Below are 17746 nucleotides of genomic sequence, written 5' to 3' on the forward strand. Positions count from 1 at the left end.
AACTTTTTCAGATAGTGGGGGGCTAGCCCCCCACTATCTGAACTAACATCTATAGAATTATCAAAGAACAATATTTTAATTGGAAATTACCTCGAAAGAGGACTATAAACTTACTATACGAGGAGATCTGTTTATGACAAAATTCACTGGCTACATTGGCACATATACAAAGAAATCGAGTAAAGGTATTTATTCCTTTGTACTAGACACAGATGCAAAAAAAATCACGGATGTTTCGCTTGCAGCTGAAATTGAAAACCCTACCTATTTAACAATCACAAACGATAATCAGCATTTATTTGCAGTCGGCAAAGAAGGCTCTACAGGTGGAGTTTCTGCTTATTCTATTAGTGCTGACGGAATTCTCTCTCTCATTAATCGCGAATATTCAGAGGGAGCATCACCCTGTCATGTAAGTGTAGATGCTGATAAAACAATCGTTCTTTCTGCAAATTATCACAAAGGAACTGCGGAATCCTACTCATTAAATACAGCAGATGGTTCATTAAATCGTGTGGCATCTATTATTGAACATACTGGGACAGGCCCTAATACTGCACGCCAGGAAAAACCGCATATGCATTTCGCTGGTTTTACTCCAAATGATCAATACGCAGTCTCTGTTGATTTAGGTACAGACCGCGTAGATACTTACAAGCTCGTCGATAATAAGCTAGAAGAGGTTAGCAGTTTGTCTGTTAAACCTGGAAGTGGTCCAAGACATATTGCCTTCCATCCTAATGGTAAATTTGCTTATGTCATGACAGAATTAAGCAATGAAGTTATTGCTTTATCCTTTAACTCCGAAACAGGAGCATTTGAAGAATTACAATATATCTCTACTTTACCAATTGATTTCACAGAAAATAGTCAAGGAAGTGCAATCCATCTTTCTTCCGATGGAAACTTTGTATACGCAGGTAACCGCGGACATAATTCCATTTCTATTTTCCAAGTTAATAGTGAAACTGGCCAATTAACCTTTATCGAACGAACTTCAACAGAAGGAAACTGGCCAAGAGATTTTGTTTTGGATCCAACAGAACAATTCCTTCTTGCATCAAATGAACAGTCTGACACTCTTACTTTATTTGAGAGAGATTCTGTTACAGGAAAACTTACTCTATTACAATCAGAAATAGAGGCACCAGAACCAGTTTGTGTTAAATTTTTAAATAATTGAGAAAAGCGAAGGGCAACCGTTTAGGGGCGTGTGGGGTGGAAAAATTGTTCCTGAGATAAAGGAAACATGAAGAGCAATAGCGATTCAATGTTGACTTATCGAAAGGGAAGGTTGAGTAGCCCATCAGCTCCTAGATGCCCGGTGCTAGACAGCAAATTGACTTCAGAAAACTTTACATTCTTAACGTCAAGAAGGAGGCGGCGGATAGCCTTCTCCTTTATTTACAGTCTAAGGTTTTTTTAAGCTAAATATGCTTCCTGAACTTGTTTATTCGTAATGAGCTCTTCTCCTGTTCCTTCTAGTACAATCTCTCCTGTTTGAATAACATATCCTCTACTTGCAATTTGCAATGCTTGGAATGCATTCTGTTCCACCAATAATATCGTCATCCCTTGTTTATTAAGCTCTTTGATAATTTCAAAGATTTGCTCCACAATAATAGGAGCAAGCCCCATTGATGGTTCATCTAACATCAGCACCTCTGGCTGCATCATGAGTGCTCGACCAATTGCAAGCATTTGCTGCTCTCCGCCACTCATTGTTCCACCTTTTTGCTCCACTCTTTCTTTTAATCTAGGAAAATATTCAAACACTTTTTGCATTCTTGTTTCAATTAATTGTTTGTCTTTTACTGCAAACGCTCCAATTAATAGATTCTCTCGTACCGAAAGCTTTGGAAAAATCCTTCTTCCCTCAGGCACTTGTGAAATGCCCATCACAGCTGTTTTATGTGCTGCTATATTAGCAATATCCTTTCCATAATAAAGAATGCTTCCCTTTTTTATCGGCACCTGCCCACTAATGGATTTAAGCGTTGTGGATTTTCCGGCACCATTGCTTCCTATTAGTGTTACAATTTCTCCTTTATTCACATGTAAGCTTATTCCTTTTAAAGCTTGAATTCCACCATACCAAGCTTCGATTCCTGTTATTTCTAGTATCTTTTCCACGCTGCTACCCCCTTTAAGCAAGTGATACCGCTCCTTTTCCTAAATAGGCTTCGATTACTTTAGGATTGGAACGAATCTCTTCAGGACCACCTTCTGCAATTTTCTCTCCATGATCTAGTACGATGATATGATTGGAAATTTCCATGACTAGCTTCATATCATGCTCTATTAAAATAATCGTTAAATCATATTTCTTACACATATCTTGAATTAAATTTGTTAATAACCTTGTTTCCTTTGGGTTCATACCAGCAGCAGGCTCATCTAATAATAAAACGCTAGGCTTTGTGGCTAAAGCACGAGCAATTTCTAATCTCCGTTGTGCCCCATAGGACAAATTTCCAGCTGCTTCATTTAATAGATCAGCAAGCCCTACATATTCTAATATCCGGTATGCCTCTTTCATCGCTTCCTCTTCTTCATGTCTTGCCTTTGGTAATTGAAACAATGTTCCAATCAAGCTTCCTCTAATATGGTTATGCATACCGACCATGACATTTTCCAATACTGTAATATCACTGAATAGACGGATATTCTGAAACGTTCTCGAAATCCCTTGTCTTGCCACAACATGAGGCTTAAATCCAGCAATCGATTTTCCAGCTAGAACTATTTCTCCAGACGTTGGTTTATATACACCTGTTATCATATTAAAAAAAGTAGTTTTTCCAGCACCATTTGGACCAATTACAGCTGTAATCGAATTTTTTTCGACTGACATATCAATATTGGCATTCGCTACAAGTCCGCCAAAAGTTTTGGTTAATCCTTTCACCTCGAGTATATTCACTTGATGCCCCTCCTTAAGCAATTTAGTAGATTATTGTTTTTCCGCTATGCTCTCTTTTAATTTCTTTTCATTAAATTTCTTGTTTTTAGCAGGTATCAATCCTTGAGGACGATATAAGGTCATAACAATTAAAAGTGCACCGAAGATAAATCTTTGCATTTTTGCTGGAGATAAGGCATCTGGAATAGTTGTCACTTGACTTAACCAACCAGTTAATTCTGTTAATACCTGTAAATTCAAAATCGTAACAACTGCAGCTCCCAAAATAACGCCTGGTACGCTTCCCATTCCTCCTAAAATAACCATAACTAGAATAGTCGTAGATTCTAAGTAGGTGAAACTTGTAGGATCAACAAACATCTGCTTGGCAGCAAAGACAACTCCCATCATTCCAGAGAAAGAAGCTCCGATAGCGAATGCTGTTAATTTTGTTTTTACAAGGGGAATTCCCATTGCTTGTGCCGCAATCTCATTTTCTCTTACCGCTTTCCATGATCTCCCTAACTTTGTATGCTCCATTCTAGTAACTGCATAAATAACAATAATGAACATAACTAAGACAATATAATAGAATTGATTTGGCTGGGCTAAGGTGATGCCAAATATTTCAGGCTGTTGAATGCTTGGAAGCCCCATTGCTCCATTTGTTATGTTTACTGGCTTATCTAAGTTATTAAATACAATTCGGATTATTTCACCAAAGCCTAAGGTTACAATGGCTAAATAATCTCCTTTTACCCTCAGAACAGGAATCCCTAATAATACACCAAATAATGCTGCTACAAATAACCCGATTATGATAAAAAACCAAAAGCTGTTTCCAGACAAAGGATAGGTTCCAAAAGGCATGAAATTATTTGCCTGCGCACTAGCAAAAATACCATATGTATATGCTCCTACAGCAAAAAATGCTACAAATCCTAAATCAAGCAAACCGGCAAGACCTACTACAATATTTAAGCCTAGTGCCATACATACATAAATTCCTACCATTGTTGCTACTTCCATATAAGCCTGATAGGAGGGCCCTTGACTAGCTGAAACGGGCAACACAATTACTAAAATAAGTAAGGCTATCCCCCACTTCATTTTATTTCCTAGATTCATATAATAAAGAATCAGAAGTGACAATAGTAGAAGTAAAAAGGCAATAACTGATTTTTGCGAAAGGGCTAAAGCTGCAGTAGTAACTAATACATAGGCAAAGAAAAGAATGATTTGGGCCACTTTATTTGTTTGGATTGTTTTGATCATGTTAGCCATCTTTTCCACCTACACTTTCTCTGCTACGGCTTTGCCAAATAAGCCTTCTGGTTTAAAAATAAGAACGATAATCAATATGGCAAATGCAACAACATCTTTATATTCTGCGCCCATAATACCACCTGTTATAATGGAAAGATTGGCAGCAGTAAACATTTCAATTAATCCAATGAGCATACCACCGAACATTGCCCCACGAATATTTCCAATTCCGCCAAGTACTGCTGCTGTAAATGCTTTAAGTCCTAGTATAAATCCTATATAAGGATCGATTGTTCCATACTGCACTGCAAATAGTACGCCTGTTGCACCACCTAAAGCAGATCCTACAAAGAAGGTCACGGAAATTACTTTGTTCACATTAATGGACATTAAGGAGGCAGTATCTCGATCTTGGGCAACTGCTCTCATTGCCATGCCCCATTTTGTTTTATTAACAAAAAAGTCTAATCCAACCATCAAAATAACCGCGACAATAATGACAACTAGAAAGGAACTTTTGAAGCTTGCTGCATGGGAACCGAAAATAGATCCGATGCTAATCTTATCGGTGAACAGACTTGGTGATGTTAAAATATAATTCCCTTTGAATAATTCTGTGATAAAACGAACGATATCCTGTAATAAAAAGGAGATACCAATTGCTGAAATAAGGGCAATTAGCTTTGGCGCCTTACGTAGCGGGCGATAAGCAACTCTTTCAATTCCCATTCCTAAAAATCCTGTTAGCAGACTTGTAAATAGGAGCATAATAATTAATGATATAACCGCAGGTAACATGGATGTCCATCCTAAGCTTGTTAAAACGATTAAGATACTTGTCCCAATGAATGCTCCTGTCATAAATATTTCTCCGTGAGCAAAGTTTATTAATTCTAATATTCCATAAACCATTGTGTATCCTAATGCAATAACGGCATATACGGCTCCTAATGTTAATCCATCAATTAAAACTTGCGGTAACGTTTGTAAGATTTCTGTTAGCATTTTCTTCCCCACACTTTTGATTTAATTGTGTTTAGTAGATAGATAGGAATTATCATGAAGCCCGTTGATTTCCGCTACAGACACTTGCTTTCCGCGGGAGGGATGGGAGCCTTCTCAGCTTCGCCTGTGGGGTCTCCCATTTCCCTCATTTCCCGCAGGAGTCAAGGTGTCTTCCGCTCCATCAGCTCAGCAATATTAACGTCAATGAGCTTGGCATTTATAGTTACTATCTATCTACTAGAATATATATTCAACCTAAATTGGTAGACTTTCTTAGTTATGTAATGCTTGTAAAAAATAGAAAGGGTACAGGATGATCCATACCCTTTCTATGTTCTTGCTTATTGGCTGATTTCATCCTCTAAATTAGCTGGATATTTTGCTTCGTCAAATTTGTAGATAAAGATTTTCGCATACTTGTTATCGCCTTTTTCGTCAAATCCAACTTCTGTTACTACCCCTTTGTAATCTTGTGTTTCACGTACAGCATTTGTTACATCTTCACGTGATGGTAATTTGTTATCATTATCTTTAATAGCTTTCTCAATTCCTGCTAGCAATACGGCAGCTGAGTCGTATGCATATGCTGAATAGGATTCAATGCTTTTGCCAAAAGCTGCTTGATAGTCTTCAGCGAATTTCGTTCCTTCTTCTGATTTTGTTGTGTCTCCAGCAACAGAAGTAAGGAATGTATTTTTAACAGCATCTCCAGCAATTTCCACAAAAGTAGAAGAGTCTAAGCCATCTCCACCCATGAATGGGATATCTAGTCCTTTTTCACGAGCTTGTTTAACAAGGATTCCCCCTTCTGCATAAAGACCTCCAAAATAGATTAAATCAGGCTTTTTAGAAGCTACTTGGTTTAACACACCATTGAAGTCTTTTTCCCCAACTGTAATTCCTTCATATCCAACAATTTCTGCTCCTAGCTCTTCTGCAGCAGCTCTAAATGCATCTGCTAGCCCAGAACCATATGCTGTTTTATCTTGGACAACAAAAATTTTCTTTGCTCCTAATGTTTCCACCGCATATTGTGCACCTGCTGGACCTTGGAAGTCATCGCGAGCTACAACCCGGCTAACGGTTTTTAAACCGCGATCTGTATAATCTGTTGCTGTACTTGCAGGAGATACACTTACTAGATTATTTTTCTCATATACTTCAGATGCTGGGATGGAAACACCTGAATTCAAGTGTCCCACTACGCCTAATACGGATTGATCTGCTACAACTAAGTTAGCATTCGCCACTCCTTTTTTCGGATCTCCCTGATCATCTTGTGCATCCAATTTAATTTCAAAACCTAACTCAGCAAATTTGTCCTTCTGTTGATCAATTGCTAGTTGTGCTCCTAGTTTAATTGCTTCTCCTAAAGTTGCACTTCCTCCAGAAAGTGGAGATTGTGTAACAATTTTGATTACTTTATTGTCACTAGATCCTTCACTATCAGAGTTTGCATTTGAAGCACAGCCACTCATAAATCCTAGTGCCAATGTTGCTGTCATAGCTAAAGAAAGTACTTTTTTAGATAACATAGTTTGCCCCCTATAATTGTTTTTATCTATGAAGCTCCGGGAGATTTTCCCAATTGCTCCTGTTCCATGTATGGATTATAATCCTCTTCTAGACAAGTGTCTTTAATTTTGTCAGATATTCTGACACTATTTTTTCTAAAAAGTTAATATATTCTGACACTTTTCTTAGTATTTCGAAATTATTTGCAATAATAGCAACGTTTCTTCTATTTATTCGACTTATTGTTGTGGTGGTAAGTTTATAAATGGTAAAGAGGGAGGAAGATATAGTTATAGAGTCGGCTGAGAGAAAAGGTAATAAGTAGATTATGCAAAATGTGGGGGTTTTAAGTGGAAGAATTCGCTTTGTAAAGGGCGAAAGTGAATAGTTTTGATGCTAAATTGACTGTTTTATAGTTTTATTAGCGATATTCTAGTATTTATATTTAAGATTAAGGGAATCAGAGCTTATAATGAATTGGTTATGGTATGAATCTAGCTGATATCAGCTAATCTTGCACTGATATCAGCCAAACTCGGCACTTTATCAGCAAAACTTATACCGATTTCAGCCAAACTCGGCACTTTATCAGCAAATCCAGCACCATTTCAGCCAAACTCAACACTTTATCAGCCATTCCTTACCATTTCAGCCAAACTCGGCACTTTATCAGCCATTCCTTCACTAGGTCAACTTACCCCCAAGGCATTTCTGTACTAATAACATTTGCAAATGCTTTACTATGCTCTCTTCTATCTTTTCGGATTTTAACACGCTGCTCCGCTGTATTGTAGAGCATTGTTTCTTCCTCTGATTGCGGAATAACCTTGGGAATACGCTGTGGCTTGCCATTTTCATCTAAGGCAACAAAGGTTAAGAAGGATGTTGCTGCAAGTCTTCTTTCGCCTGTTTTTAGGTTTTCAGCTATTACCTTCACAAATACTTCCATTGAGGATTTACCTGTATGTGTTACATATGATTCTAAGCATACAGAATCAGTAGGGCTAATAGGAAATAGAAAATCAACAGAGTCTGTTGAAGCGGTAACTACATCACTTCTTGAATGCCTAGATGCTGAAATAGAAGCTACATCATCTATATAACTCATTAGCTTTCCACCAAATAATGTATTATGATTATTTGTATCAATAGGGAATATTCGGCTTGTTTTAACTACCAAAGATTCCTTGCAATATTTTTCTTGTTGAACCATCATCTCCGAACAACCCCTTCCTTTATTTTATGCAAGTAATGGAAATTGCAATAAAAATATTGTAGAGGAACCTTCTGAATTTTGTAAAGATAAATGCCCTCCTTGTGCTTTTGCTAAAAGAAGGCTATATGGTAATCCTAAGCCTAGGCCACGCTCGATATCTTTCTTATTCTTTCCTCGATAGAATCGTTCAAAAATATAATCCTGCTCATCTTCTGGAATACCATAGCCATTATCCTCTACCAAAATGTTTACATTCTGTTGGTCATAGGTTAGGCTGATGGTTATTTTTCCATTTTGCTTTCCCTTGATTGCATGTAAACTATTATTTAATAGATTGACGATAATTTGCTGAAAACGCACACTATCTAGCATAGCATAAAGCGGTTTCTCTGGATTTACAAAGGTTATCTCCGTAGTTGCTAAAGCGCCTCCATGGACAATTTCCCATTGATAAATAATTTCCTTTAACGTGGCCTGTACATTTAGCTTTTCCTTATTCACTTTAATCGAACCTGCACTAAAGCTATTAAAATCTAGTAAATCCTCCACCATATTCTGCAGTCTTCCCGCTTCCTTCAAACTCATTGTTAAAAATTGTTTTTTCTTATTATCAGGTATGACATTGTCATTTACAGCTTGTATTAATGCACTAATAGAAGTGATCGGTGTCTTTAATTCATGGGTGACACCTGCTAGTAATTGGGTCCGCAAACTTTCTAATGCATAGAGCCTTTTTGTCATTTCATTAAACGATAAAACCAATTGGTAAAGTTCTTTTTCCTGCACATCTTCATTTAACTTAATATGATAATTTCCATTCATTAAATGTTGGGCAGCACTGGCAACCTCTTCTACGGGCTTTGCTAGTTTTTTAGACAAGAAATAAATGACAAACCAGCCAAGAAATGCTAAACTCAGCAGCAATAATCCTAGCAATTGATATTCTTCTTTATTTAAATGTTTTAGCTGATTATGAGGCTGAATAATATAGACAGAACCTATTTGCTCCCCTCCATTTATAATGGGAGCAATGACAACAGATGCTCTTTGCTTATTCCATAGCGTTACTTTTTTAATGGTTAATTCACTTACTAAAGGCAAAGACTCAATCAGCTGCTGACTTTCTAGAGAACTTAGAGGAAAATTCTGATTCAGAGAACGGACATTTCCTGAAGTATCTTTAAGAAAGGCATCTAGTGGCTGTCCTTCATTAATAAATTTCTGTCTATCCTGCAAAAACGGTAGCCGAATATCTTTGAGCCTTCCTTCCTCCATCTCATTGGCATGCTCCGCTATTTCCTGGGCAACTAATTTTGTTAGTTCTAGGCGATTCTCCAATGCATTATGGCGAATCCATAATATAGAGACAATGCCAATAATCAAGAGGCCCCCACATAATGTGAGCAAATACCTTTTCGTCCAATAATAAAGAAGAGGCGTTTTTTCTTTATTGTTTTTCCTGAATATAAAATTGATAGCCAAGTCCCCGTAATGTTTTAATTTCGCCATCTTTCGGATCCCACCCATTTAATAATTTCCTTATTCTTTTAATCGCCAGGTCAACTGCCCGATCACTCCCATCATAGTCTCTTCCCCACACATGGTCTAGAAGCTGATCCCTTGTAAAGGTTTGGTTGGGATAACTTGCTAGAAAGAGAAAAACAGCAAGATCACGAGGGGTAAAGGGAACCTCAATTCCATTAAGAAAAACCTGATGTGACACATAGTTGATTTTTAAATCACCATAGTATTTAACACGCTCATCATCGTCTTGATAATGAGAAGACCTTCTTAAAACCGCTTGTACACGCGCAATAACTTCCTCTCCTACAAAGGGCTTTGTTATATAGTCATCAGCCCCATTTTCAAATCCTTTTAACTTCTGTTCTGTATCGGATAAGGCAGTAAGCATAATAACTGGACATGCTGATTTCTTCCGAATATAGGATAGGACACCCCAGCCATCCAAATAGGGCATCATGATATCTAATAGGATTAAAGCGGGCGTTTCCTCTTCAAGCTTTTGTAAAGCCTCGTCTCCATCATACGCATAATCCACATCGTATCCTACGTTTTCTAAATATGCTCCTAGAACCATGGAAATTGCTAGTTCATCTTCTACAATTAGAATTTTTTTCATCTACTTTTTTCCTCATGCTTTATTTTTTCCTAGTGAAATCCATTATACCGCTAATTTAAATAATAAAAAAATAGATCAGACCTTTTCTGCTAACAGATGGCTGATCTATTCCTTTTATTATTGATATCTTAATGCTTCTAGTGGACTTAAATTGGAAGCCTTGTTAGCTGGGAAGATTCCAAATATAACCCCAATCAAGACAGAGAAACTAACCGACCCTCCAACTACCCACCAAGTAATCTGGGAAGTCATATCTAATGTACTAGACAAAATTTCTGCGCTTCCTATTCCAATAGCTGCTCCAAGAATTCCACCTAACGCGCTAAGTACAATTGCTTCAATTAAAAATTGGAGCATAATGTCTTTTTTTCTAGCACCGATTGCCTTTCTAATTCCAATTTCCCTTGTTCTTTCCGTAACCGAAACAAGCATGATATTCATGATTCCAATTCCCCCAACAATTAAGGAAATACTCGCAATACCGGCTAATAATAAGGTCATTGTATTAGAAACAGAATCCAAAGCCTCTGACACAGAAGATTGATTTCGCACAGAATATAAAGTTTCATCTCCATCAAACTGATTGTATAATTTCTGCTTCATTTTTGCCATTCCCATTTCTACTGAATCCTCATCCGTCATCAATACAGTTGCTGATGTAACGTATGTTTGTCCGATAAAACGCTGTGCTGTTGTAAATGGGATAAGAACGGAATCATCAACCGATCCAGTTAACTCTTCTCCTTTTTCTGCAAGCACGCCGATTACTTTATATGTTGTCCCATCAATTTGAACCGTTTGATCGACTGGATTGGTGAATCCGAATAATTCTGTTGCTACATTATACCCGAGGACTACTACTTTATTGCGATTGTCTAAATCAATATCCATCACATTTCTTCCTGACTGTACAGTAATATCCTGCACGGTTTCATAAGAAGTCGTAACACCAGTAACGGTAACACCAGAACTTGATGTTGTTCCATTTTTAAGTGTACTAGAAGTTGTGACTGTTGGAGAAACTGCCTTCACTTCATCATATTCCTCAAACGACATCAGTTCATCAAAATCTACAACCTCTTCATCACTCGAATTTCCTGAAAGATTGACAGAAACGGTTGTCGTTCCTAACCCCGAAATTTCATCGGAAACGGAATTAGAGGCTCCCATTCCTAATGAGGTTAATGCAATGACCGCTGCTACACCAATGATGATACCAAGCATGGTAAGCACCGCTCTTAATTTATTCATTGTAATATTTTTAAAAGATATCTTGATTGCTTGTCCTAATCTCAAGAGACAACTACCTCCTTTGTCTCTGCTAACCGGCCATCCTGAATGCGAATAACTCGCTTCGCCTGTTTCGCAATTTCTAAATCATGGGTTATTAATATAATGGTATGCCCTTGTCTATTTAGATCTTTCATTAAATTCATTACTTCTACTCCTGTTTTACTATCAAGGGCTCCAGTAGGCTCATCAGCAAGTAAAATCGGAGGATTCCCAGCAAGAGCACGGGCAATTGCCACGCGCTGTTGCTGACCGCCAGATAATTCTGTTGGTTTATGTCCTGCTCTTTCTAATAGTCCTACTTTTTTCAAAGCTTGTAAGGCAATTTCTTTTCTTTCCTTACTACCAATTCCTCTATAAACCAATGGTAATTCTACATTTTCAAATGCAGATTGTTTGGTTAGAAGATTAAAGGATTGAAAAATAAAACCGATCTTATGATTTCGAACCTCTGCTAACTGTTTGCTTTTTAAGGAGAAAACATTTTGTCCGTCTAAGTAATATTCCCCAGAATCTGGAGTATCTAAGCAACCAATCATATTCATGAGCGTTGATTTACCAGAGCCTGACGGACCAATAATCGCAATAAAATCGCCTTTATTGACAGTGAAACTAACATTATCTAATGCAGTAACCGTTTCTCCTCCAAGCGTATACTCCTTCTTTACATTCTTTATCTCAACAAGTGCATGCTGTTCAATCATTAATTTCCACCTCCAAATCCACCGGAAGGCATTCCGCCACCTTGGCCTCCTTCTGGCATCTGACCTCTACCTTCACCACTTGGCATTTGGCCGCCGCCAGGGAACATACCTTGTGTCTCACTATCACTTGATGATTCAAATGTTGGCAGTACAACAGTTGTTCCTTCCTCTAAACCACTCTTTATCTCTGCTACCTCAGTATTTTCAAGTCCTACTTCAACTGTTTGTTTAGTAGATTCAGTTTCTGTTGTTCCATCTTCATTTGTTGTTGTTCCAGATGCCACTAGCACATAATATTCGTCATCTTCCTTCTGTACTGCTTCAATCGGAACAGTGATGACATCTTTAGCTGTACTTGTTGTGATAGTTGCTTCTGCTGTCATACCAACTAATAACCCACTAGGCTTGCTTATTTTGACCGTTACAGCATACTTAGCAACACTAGTATTATCGCTATTTGCTTCTTTCGCAACACTTGTTACCTTTCCAGTAAATTCTTTGTCTTCAAGTGCGCTCACGCTTATACTTGCTTCTTGTCCAACCTTCACTTTAGAAATATCTAATTCATCTACATTTACAACCATTTCTAGATGATCATAATCCGTAACAGTAACGACTTCTGTTCCCATCGATACATTTCCATCTTCCTCTACATTCAAGGCAGTAATTTCACCAGAAAAAGTAGCTTCAATTGGATCAAGTGTATCATCTTCAAAAGTTACTAGTTCATCACCTTCTTCTACTTCATCCCCAACTTCGACTAGCACTTCATCAACAGTTGCGTTGCCTGTAGAAGTATAGGTTTCTTTATTAATGGTTGCAATGCTTCCTGTCCCACTTATCTCTATTTCTACATCACCAGTTTCAGCAGTCGCCGTTTGGGTTCTAACCTGTGCTCTTACTTCTGTTTGATTATCATTTGTAAAATAATAATAAGATCCAATTCCTGTACCTATTACTACTACCGATACTCCACTAATAATCCACTTCTTTATACTTTTTTTCATCTTTTGCTTCAACCTCTTTCTATTCTATTAAAATAATTATTTATTCGTCTGAATGTCTTGTCCTGCTGCTTACAAGTAATAGAATAAAAAAGAAATGTGTCAGGAATAAGTCAGGGGGAAATTTATTTACAAAAAATTTTTCGTTGGTGAAAATAGTTTACATTTTTTTGGGGATGATGACTCTGGGGAAGTAGTGGTGGAGCTCTATTACCTTTTCCTTCTTTTCTCCTTTGCTTTGGGCTTAGAGAACGGCTCTCTGTTACCTTTTTCTCCTTTTCCCCTTTGCTTTGGGCTTAGAGAACGGCTCTCTGTTACCTTTTTCTCCTTTTTCCCTATGCTTTGGGCTTAGAGAACGGCTCTCTGTTACCTTTTTCTCCTTTTCCCCTTTGCTTTGGGCTTAGAGAATAGCTCTCTATTACCTTTTTCTCCTTTTCCCTATGCTTTGGGCTTAGAGAACGGCTCTCTATTACCTTTTTCTCCTTTTTCCCTATGCTTTGGGCTTAGAGAACGGCTCTCTATTCCCTTTTTCTCCTTTTTCCCTATGCTTTGGGCTTAGAGAACGGCTCTCTATTCCCTTTTTCTCTTCCACAACTGTCTAATGGTAACTGATAGGGATTCTCTATTCCCTTTTGCCCTATTCTCCCCAACCTACGGGCACAGACGCATACGCATCGCCCCACTTAATTTCCCACAAAAAAAGCCATCGACAACTTCTACGTTGCAGACAGCTTTACTAAAACTTATCTTTTCCCACCCCACTCCAGCCAACTTTACAATAAAGGCTCGGTACTATCCTTTATGCCTACTAATCCTAAAATTGTTAAAAATAGATTTTGTGGGCCAAGATATGCATCTTTTGGATCAAAGTATTCTTCTAACGTATGAATGCCACCGCATGCTCCTCCTGCTCCTAATGTAACAGCAGGGATTCCTAAACTGATCGGCACATTTGAATCAGTGCTACTAGCAGATGAACGAACAGGTGTTAACCCGATGCTTTTTCCAGCTGCGATAACCGTTTGAACAATCGCAGCCTCTGGATCTTGTGTTCCTGCTGGGCGATCTCCAACTTGTTTTATCACAACCTCAATCGCTGTTTTTTCACTGCTCCAGCGGTTATTTTCCTCTTCTGCCGCTTTTTCCAAAATAACCAATACCTTTTCCTCCAACTGAAGAAGTTCTTCTTGTGAATTAGACCGTAGATCAACCATCATGCTTGCCTCTTGCGCAATCGTATTGACAGAAGTTCCTCCAGTTATGGTACCAACTGTAAAAGTCGTTTTCGGATCAAGCGGTGTTTCTAAATCTGCCATTTCACTTACCGCTCTACCTAAAGCATGTATGGCGCTCGGTATTCCAAAATCCCCAAAGCTATGACCACCAGAGCCTTTATACGTTACATGATAGCGGTGGCTGCCTGTCCCTAAATAGGTAATCTCTTCTGGCGTACCAGGCTCTAGGGAAATAAATGCATCAATATCCTCCCTATCCTTAAACAAGCCTTTCACGCCGCGCAGGTCTCCTAATCCTTCTTCCCCAACCGTTGCTCCGAAGATAATATCACCTTCTGTTTCAATATTCGTTTTATGAAAAGCACGTAAAACCGTCAACACTGCAGCTAGTCCTCTTCCATCATCCGATATTCCAGGTGCGTACACTTTTCCATCCTTCCACTCTGCTGTAATGACTGTTCCTTCCGGAAATACTGTATCTAAATGGGCACAGACAAAGATTCTTGGTCCTTTTCCTGTTCCATATCTTATTCCAAATACATTCCCATGCCGATCCTGTTGAATATCATCTAAACCAAATGATGCTAATTTCGATTGAAAAAGCTTTCCTTTCTCTGCTTCCTGAAAGGACGGAGCTGGAACTAAGGTAAGCTCAATTTGTTCATTTAATGTGTTCTCATCATCCTCTTGCAAAAACACGAGTCCTTCTTTTACAAGCTGATTTTCAAGCATTTTCGTAAATACACTTTCCATTTTATTCATTCCAATAATCGACATATCTCATTCCTACTCTCTTTGTATTTGGGATTAAAATGCTGATTCTTACTGTCCCATAGCTTCTACTCAAAAGGATTGTAGAATCGTTGACCATCATAAAAGGTAATAACAATACTACTAATAAATAAAATTGCTATTAGTGAAATAGCGAGATAATCTCCTATATCAAATGGTTTTTCCCGGTACCAAGTTCTCGTTTTCTTTTTGCCAAATCCTCTTAGATCCATCACATTGCTTATTGCTTCAATTCGATTTAAGCTTACAAAGATTAATGGAATAATGATTCCCATTGCATTTTTCCCACGTGTTATAAGAGAAGCCTTTCTTGATAAATCATTTCCTCTAGCTTGCTTGGATAAGGCGATATTGCGGTAATCTCTTTGAATATCTGGAATATAGCGCAAGGTTATACTAATTGCATAGGTAATGCGGTAACTTATGCCAATCCGATGAAAGGATGAAGCAAATTCACTAGGATTGGTCGTTAAAATAAATAATAGAGCGATTGGAATAACCGTAAAGTATTTCAATGTCACATTAAACAAATAAAACAGCTGCTCTGTTGTTACCTCATAGGGACCTGCTAGTGAAAAAAGCAAATGCTCCGTGCCATAAATTTCGACGCCTTGTTTCGGTGAAAATAAAAAAATAGCTATATTGTTTAGCAAAAGAAATAAACCAAAAAGGAGTACAACAAAGGAAACTTCTTTCCAGCGAATTTTAGATAATTTAAACAGCGTAAGTCCAATGACTAGCATGAACACTAATATCCGCGTATCATATGTAAGCATGGCTGCAAGGGACCATAGTATAAAACAAAGTAATTTAGTAGCGCCGGCAAGACGATGAATGGGTGAATTTTTGTCTAAATAGGCTAGCATTTCTGCCATGTTTTTCTCCCCTCTTGCTCATATGAAATAAATGCGTCAATGAATTCACTTGGACTTTCCACCTGCAAAAGCTTTGCCATTTCATAGAGAGACGTTTCTTTCAAATTGGCAGCTTTCATTATTTGTGGATTTGTTAATATATTCGCAGGACTGCTATCTGCGATGATTTCTCCATCCGCTAGCACCATCGTTCTACTTGTATATTCCTGAATTAAATGCATATCGTGAGTAATGATCATCAAACTTATTCCTGTGCGATTTAACTCGAGTAAAAAATCCATTATTTCTGTATAATGATATAAGTCTTGTCCTGCGGTTGGTTCATCTAATATCAATATCTCCGGATTTAATACTAAGATGGATGCAATCGTTACCCGCTTCTTTTGCCCATAGCTTAAAGCAGAAATCGGCCATTTCCGATAAGGAAGCAGGCCACAGATATTCAGTACTTTCTTTACTCTCTTCTCTATTTCAGTTGGATTCATCCCTTGATTGATTAGACCTAATGCAACTTCCTCCTTAATCAAGTGCTTTGAAATCATATGATTTGGATTTTGGAGGACAAATCCTATTTTTTGCCCCTTTTCTTTAATGGTAAGCTTGGTAATATCCATACCATTTAAGAAGATGGACCCTTCTTTCGGCACTTCAAACCCACTAATTAGCTTAGCAAGAGTCGATTTCCCAGCGCCATTTTTCCCAACAATGCTGACCATTTCTCCCTTTTCTAATGAAAAAGACAAATTTCTTATCCCTCTATTCTGATTTGGATAAGTAAAAGACAGCTTATCTACTTCTAGTAAAGTCGCTTGTTTTTTTCGTTGTAATTCTCGACTTCTCCCTTGAAACCACTTGATTACATTCTGTCTATATTCCTTTAAGGGAATCATAGACAGAGGGTGAATGGGTATATGATTAGGCAAACGAACGCCTGCGTCCTGTAATAGTTTTACATAAAGTGGTTTTCTCAAACGATGCTTATCTAATAAGCTAGAAGTGAGTAATTCCTGGGGAGAAAGATCTGCTATTAAGGTTCCATGATCAATGAGTAAAATCCGATCGACCTCTGCCTCTAATACCTCTTCTAATCGATGTTCAATAATAATAATGGTGTTATTATGCCTTTTATGAATGTCTGCGATTAGATGCATCGCCTGTTTGCCAGCTACCGGATCTAAATTTGCTAGTGGTTCATCAAAAAGTAATATGTCTACTTCTTGTATTAAGACACCTGCTAATGCGACTCTTTGCTTTTGTCCCCCAGATAGTTGATGAATCGAAGCATCTAGATACTGCTCCATCCCTACTAAAGAAGCTGCTTCCATTACTTTTTCTCGCATCAATTTCGAGGAAACCTGATTATTTTCTAATACAAATGCAATATCCTCTCCTACTGTTAATCCAATAAACTGAGTATCTGAATCTTGCAATATAGTTCCCACAGATTGGGATAGCTCATAAATAGTCTCCGATTTAGTTTCCTTCTCTTTTATCCTAAGGCTCCCTGAAATCTCGCCTTCATAAGAAAAAGGTATTAATCCATTTACACAATGTGCCAGGGTGCTCTTTCCGGATCCAGAAGGTCCTACGATTAACACTTTTTCCCCTTCATAGATTGTTAGATTGATATTCGATAAGGTTGGCTGAGACTGACTCCTGTATTTAAAGCCGAAATCTTTAAACTCTATTATTGGTTTATTCATCCTACTCTCCCACTTTTAAAAACATATATCTCGTTGTATTCTCGAAACTCAGTAATTGGGAACAAACTGTCGTTCATATGGTCCACTTCCTATAATTGG

At 37.9% G+C, this 17746-nt stretch carries 15 protein-coding genes; 1 reads left to right on the top strand and 14 read right to left on the bottom strand.

What is annotated here, in order from left to right; translation table 11 throughout:
• Positions 1-133 precede the first annotated feature (133 nt).
• Entirely contained in the window at positions 134-1183 is a 1050-nt protein-coding gene (locus QQZ16_RS14230; RefSeq protein WP_031539191.1) for a lactonase family protein, read from the top strand.
• Between the two features lie 239 nt (positions 1184-1422).
• On the opposite strand, the gene QQZ16_RS14235 is transcribed toward QQZ16_RS14230, so the two are convergent.
• The 14 genes from QQZ16_RS14235 to QQZ16_RS14300 all read right to left on the bottom strand — a co-directional run bounded on the left by QQZ16_RS14235 (position 1423) and on the right by QQZ16_RS14300 (position 17647).
• Positions 1423-2133: an ABC transporter ATP-binding protein gene (locus QQZ16_RS14235; protein ID WP_031539192.1), complete on the bottom strand. Its 711-nt coding sequence runs from the start codon at positions 2131-2133 to the stop codon at positions 1423-1425.
• A gap of 13 nt (positions 2134-2146) precedes the next feature.
• Positions 2147-2923, bottom strand: coding sequence for an ABC transporter ATP-binding protein (locus QQZ16_RS14240; RefSeq protein WP_031539194.1), 777 nt, complete (start codon positions 2921-2923; stop codon positions 2147-2149).
• Positions 2924-2953: 30 nt separating this feature from the next.
• Complete coding sequence (locus tag QQZ16_RS14245) at positions 2954-4186, bottom strand: branched-chain amino acid ABC transporter permease (RefSeq protein ID WP_031539196.1); 1233 nt, start codon at positions 4184-4186, stop codon at positions 2954-2956.
• Positions 4187-4195: 9 nt separating this feature from the next.
• Positions 4196-5173 carry a branched-chain amino acid ABC transporter permease gene (locus tag QQZ16_RS14250; RefSeq protein ID WP_031539197.1) on the bottom strand — a complete coding sequence of 326 codons (978 nt, stop codon included), beginning with the start codon at positions 5171-5173 and terminating at the stop codon, positions 4196-4198.
• Between the two features lie 341 nt (positions 5174-5514).
• Positions 5515-6708: a branched-chain amino acid ABC transporter substrate-binding protein gene (locus QQZ16_RS14255; protein ID WP_031539198.1), complete on the bottom strand. Its 1194-nt coding sequence runs from the start codon at positions 6706-6708 to the stop codon at positions 5515-5517.
• Positions 6709-7382: 674 nt separating this feature from the next.
• Positions 7383-7904 (bottom strand): acyl-CoA thioesterase, encoded by a 522-nt coding sequence (locus QQZ16_RS14260; protein WP_031539199.1) that lies wholly within the window; start codon positions 7902-7904, stop codon positions 7383-7385.
• A gap of 24 nt (positions 7905-7928) precedes the next feature.
• On the bottom strand, positions 7929-9287 hold the full coding sequence (locus QQZ16_RS14265) for a HAMP domain-containing sensor histidine kinase (RefSeq protein WP_197030902.1): 1359 nt from the start codon (positions 9285-9287) through the stop codon (positions 7929-7931).
• Positions 9288-9351: 64 nt separating this feature from the next.
• A complete protein-coding gene (locus QQZ16_RS14270) occupies positions 9352-10044 on the bottom strand; it encodes a response regulator transcription factor (RefSeq protein ID WP_031539201.1) in 693 nt (230 codons plus the stop codon).
• A gap of 117 nt (positions 10045-10161) precedes the next feature.
• Positions 10162-11340: an ABC transporter permease gene (locus QQZ16_RS14275; RefSeq protein WP_031539202.1), complete on the bottom strand. Its 1179-nt coding sequence runs from the start codon at positions 11338-11340 to the stop codon at positions 10162-10164.
• On the bottom strand, positions 11337-12038 hold the full coding sequence (locus QQZ16_RS14280) for an ABC transporter ATP-binding protein (RefSeq protein ID WP_235252035.1): 702 nt from the start codon (positions 12036-12038) through the stop codon (positions 11337-11339). The genes QQZ16_RS14275 and QQZ16_RS14280 overlap by 4 nt, the downstream gene beginning before the upstream one ends.
• Positions 12038-13045, bottom strand: coding sequence for an efflux RND transporter periplasmic adaptor subunit (locus tag QQZ16_RS14285; RefSeq protein WP_048717298.1), 1008 nt, complete (start codon positions 13043-13045; stop codon positions 12038-12040). Before QQZ16_RS14285 ends, QQZ16_RS14280 begins: the two co-directional genes overlap by 1 nt.
• Before the next feature lie 770 nt (positions 13046-13815).
• Positions 13816-15054 carry a M20/M25/M40 family metallo-hydrolase gene (locus QQZ16_RS14290; RefSeq protein ID WP_031539208.1) on the bottom strand — a complete coding sequence of 413 codons (1239 nt, stop codon included), beginning with the start codon at positions 15052-15054 and terminating at the stop codon, positions 13816-13818.
• Positions 15055-15116: 62 nt separating this feature from the next.
• A complete protein-coding gene (locus QQZ16_RS14295; protein ID WP_031539211.1) occupies positions 15117-15944 on the bottom strand; it encodes an energy-coupling factor transporter transmembrane component T family protein in 828 nt (275 codons plus the stop codon).
• Positions 15929-17647, bottom strand: a complete 1719-nt coding sequence (locus QQZ16_RS14300; protein ID WP_031539213.1) for an ABC transporter ATP-binding protein — start codon at positions 17645-17647, stop codon at positions 15929-15931. Before QQZ16_RS14300 ends, QQZ16_RS14295 begins: the two co-directional genes overlap by 16 nt.
• Positions 17648-17746: the final 99 nt, after the last annotated feature.

This window comes from Bacillus sp. T2.9-1, from assembly GCF_950097965.1.
GTDB classification, from domain to species: domain Bacteria; phylum Bacillota; class Bacilli; order Bacillales; family Cytobacillaceae; genus Niallia; species Niallia hominis.

Bases quoted from the DNA above. Each gene is read 5' to 3' on its own strand.
- QQZ16_RS14295 (WP_031539211.1), bottom strand. From the start codon at position 15,944: ATGGCAGAAATGCTAGCCTATTTAGACAAAAATTCACCCATTCATCGT.
- QQZ16_RS14280 (WP_235252035.1), bottom strand. From the start codon at position 12,038: ATGATTGAACAGCATGCACTTGTTGAGATAAAGAATGTAAAGAAGGAG.
- QQZ16_RS14245 (WP_031539196.1), bottom strand. From the start codon at position 4,186: ATGGCTAACATGATCAAAACAATCCAAACAAATAAAGTGGCCCAAATC.
- QQZ16_RS14230 (WP_031539191.1), top strand. From the start codon at position 134: ATGACAAAATTCACTGGCTACATTGGCACATATACAAAGAAATCGAGT.
- QQZ16_RS14300 (WP_031539213.1), bottom strand. From the start codon at position 17,647: ATGAATAAACCAATAATAGAGTTTAAAGATTTCGGCTTTAAATACAGG.
- QQZ16_RS14270 (WP_031539201.1), bottom strand. From the start codon at position 10,044: ATGAAAAAAATTCTAATTGTAGAAGATGAACTAGCAATTTCCATGGTT.
- QQZ16_RS14255 (WP_031539198.1), bottom strand. From the start codon at position 6,708: ATGTTATCTAAAAAAGTACTTTCTTTAGCTATGACAGCAACATTGGCA.
- QQZ16_RS14260 (WP_031539199.1), bottom strand. From the start codon at position 7,904: ATGATGGTTCAACAAGAAAAATATTGCAAGGAATCTTTGGTAGTTAAA.
- QQZ16_RS14285 (WP_048717298.1), bottom strand. From the start codon at position 13,045: ATGAAAAAAAGTATAAAGAAGTGGATTATTAGTGGAGTATCGGTAGTA.
- QQZ16_RS14250 (WP_031539197.1), bottom strand. From the start codon at position 5,173: ATGCTAACAGAAATCTTACAAACGTTACCGCAAGTTTTAATTGATGGA.
- QQZ16_RS14290 (WP_031539208.1), bottom strand. From the start codon at position 15,054: ATGTCGATTATTGGAATGAATAAAATGGAAAGTGTATTTACGAAAATG.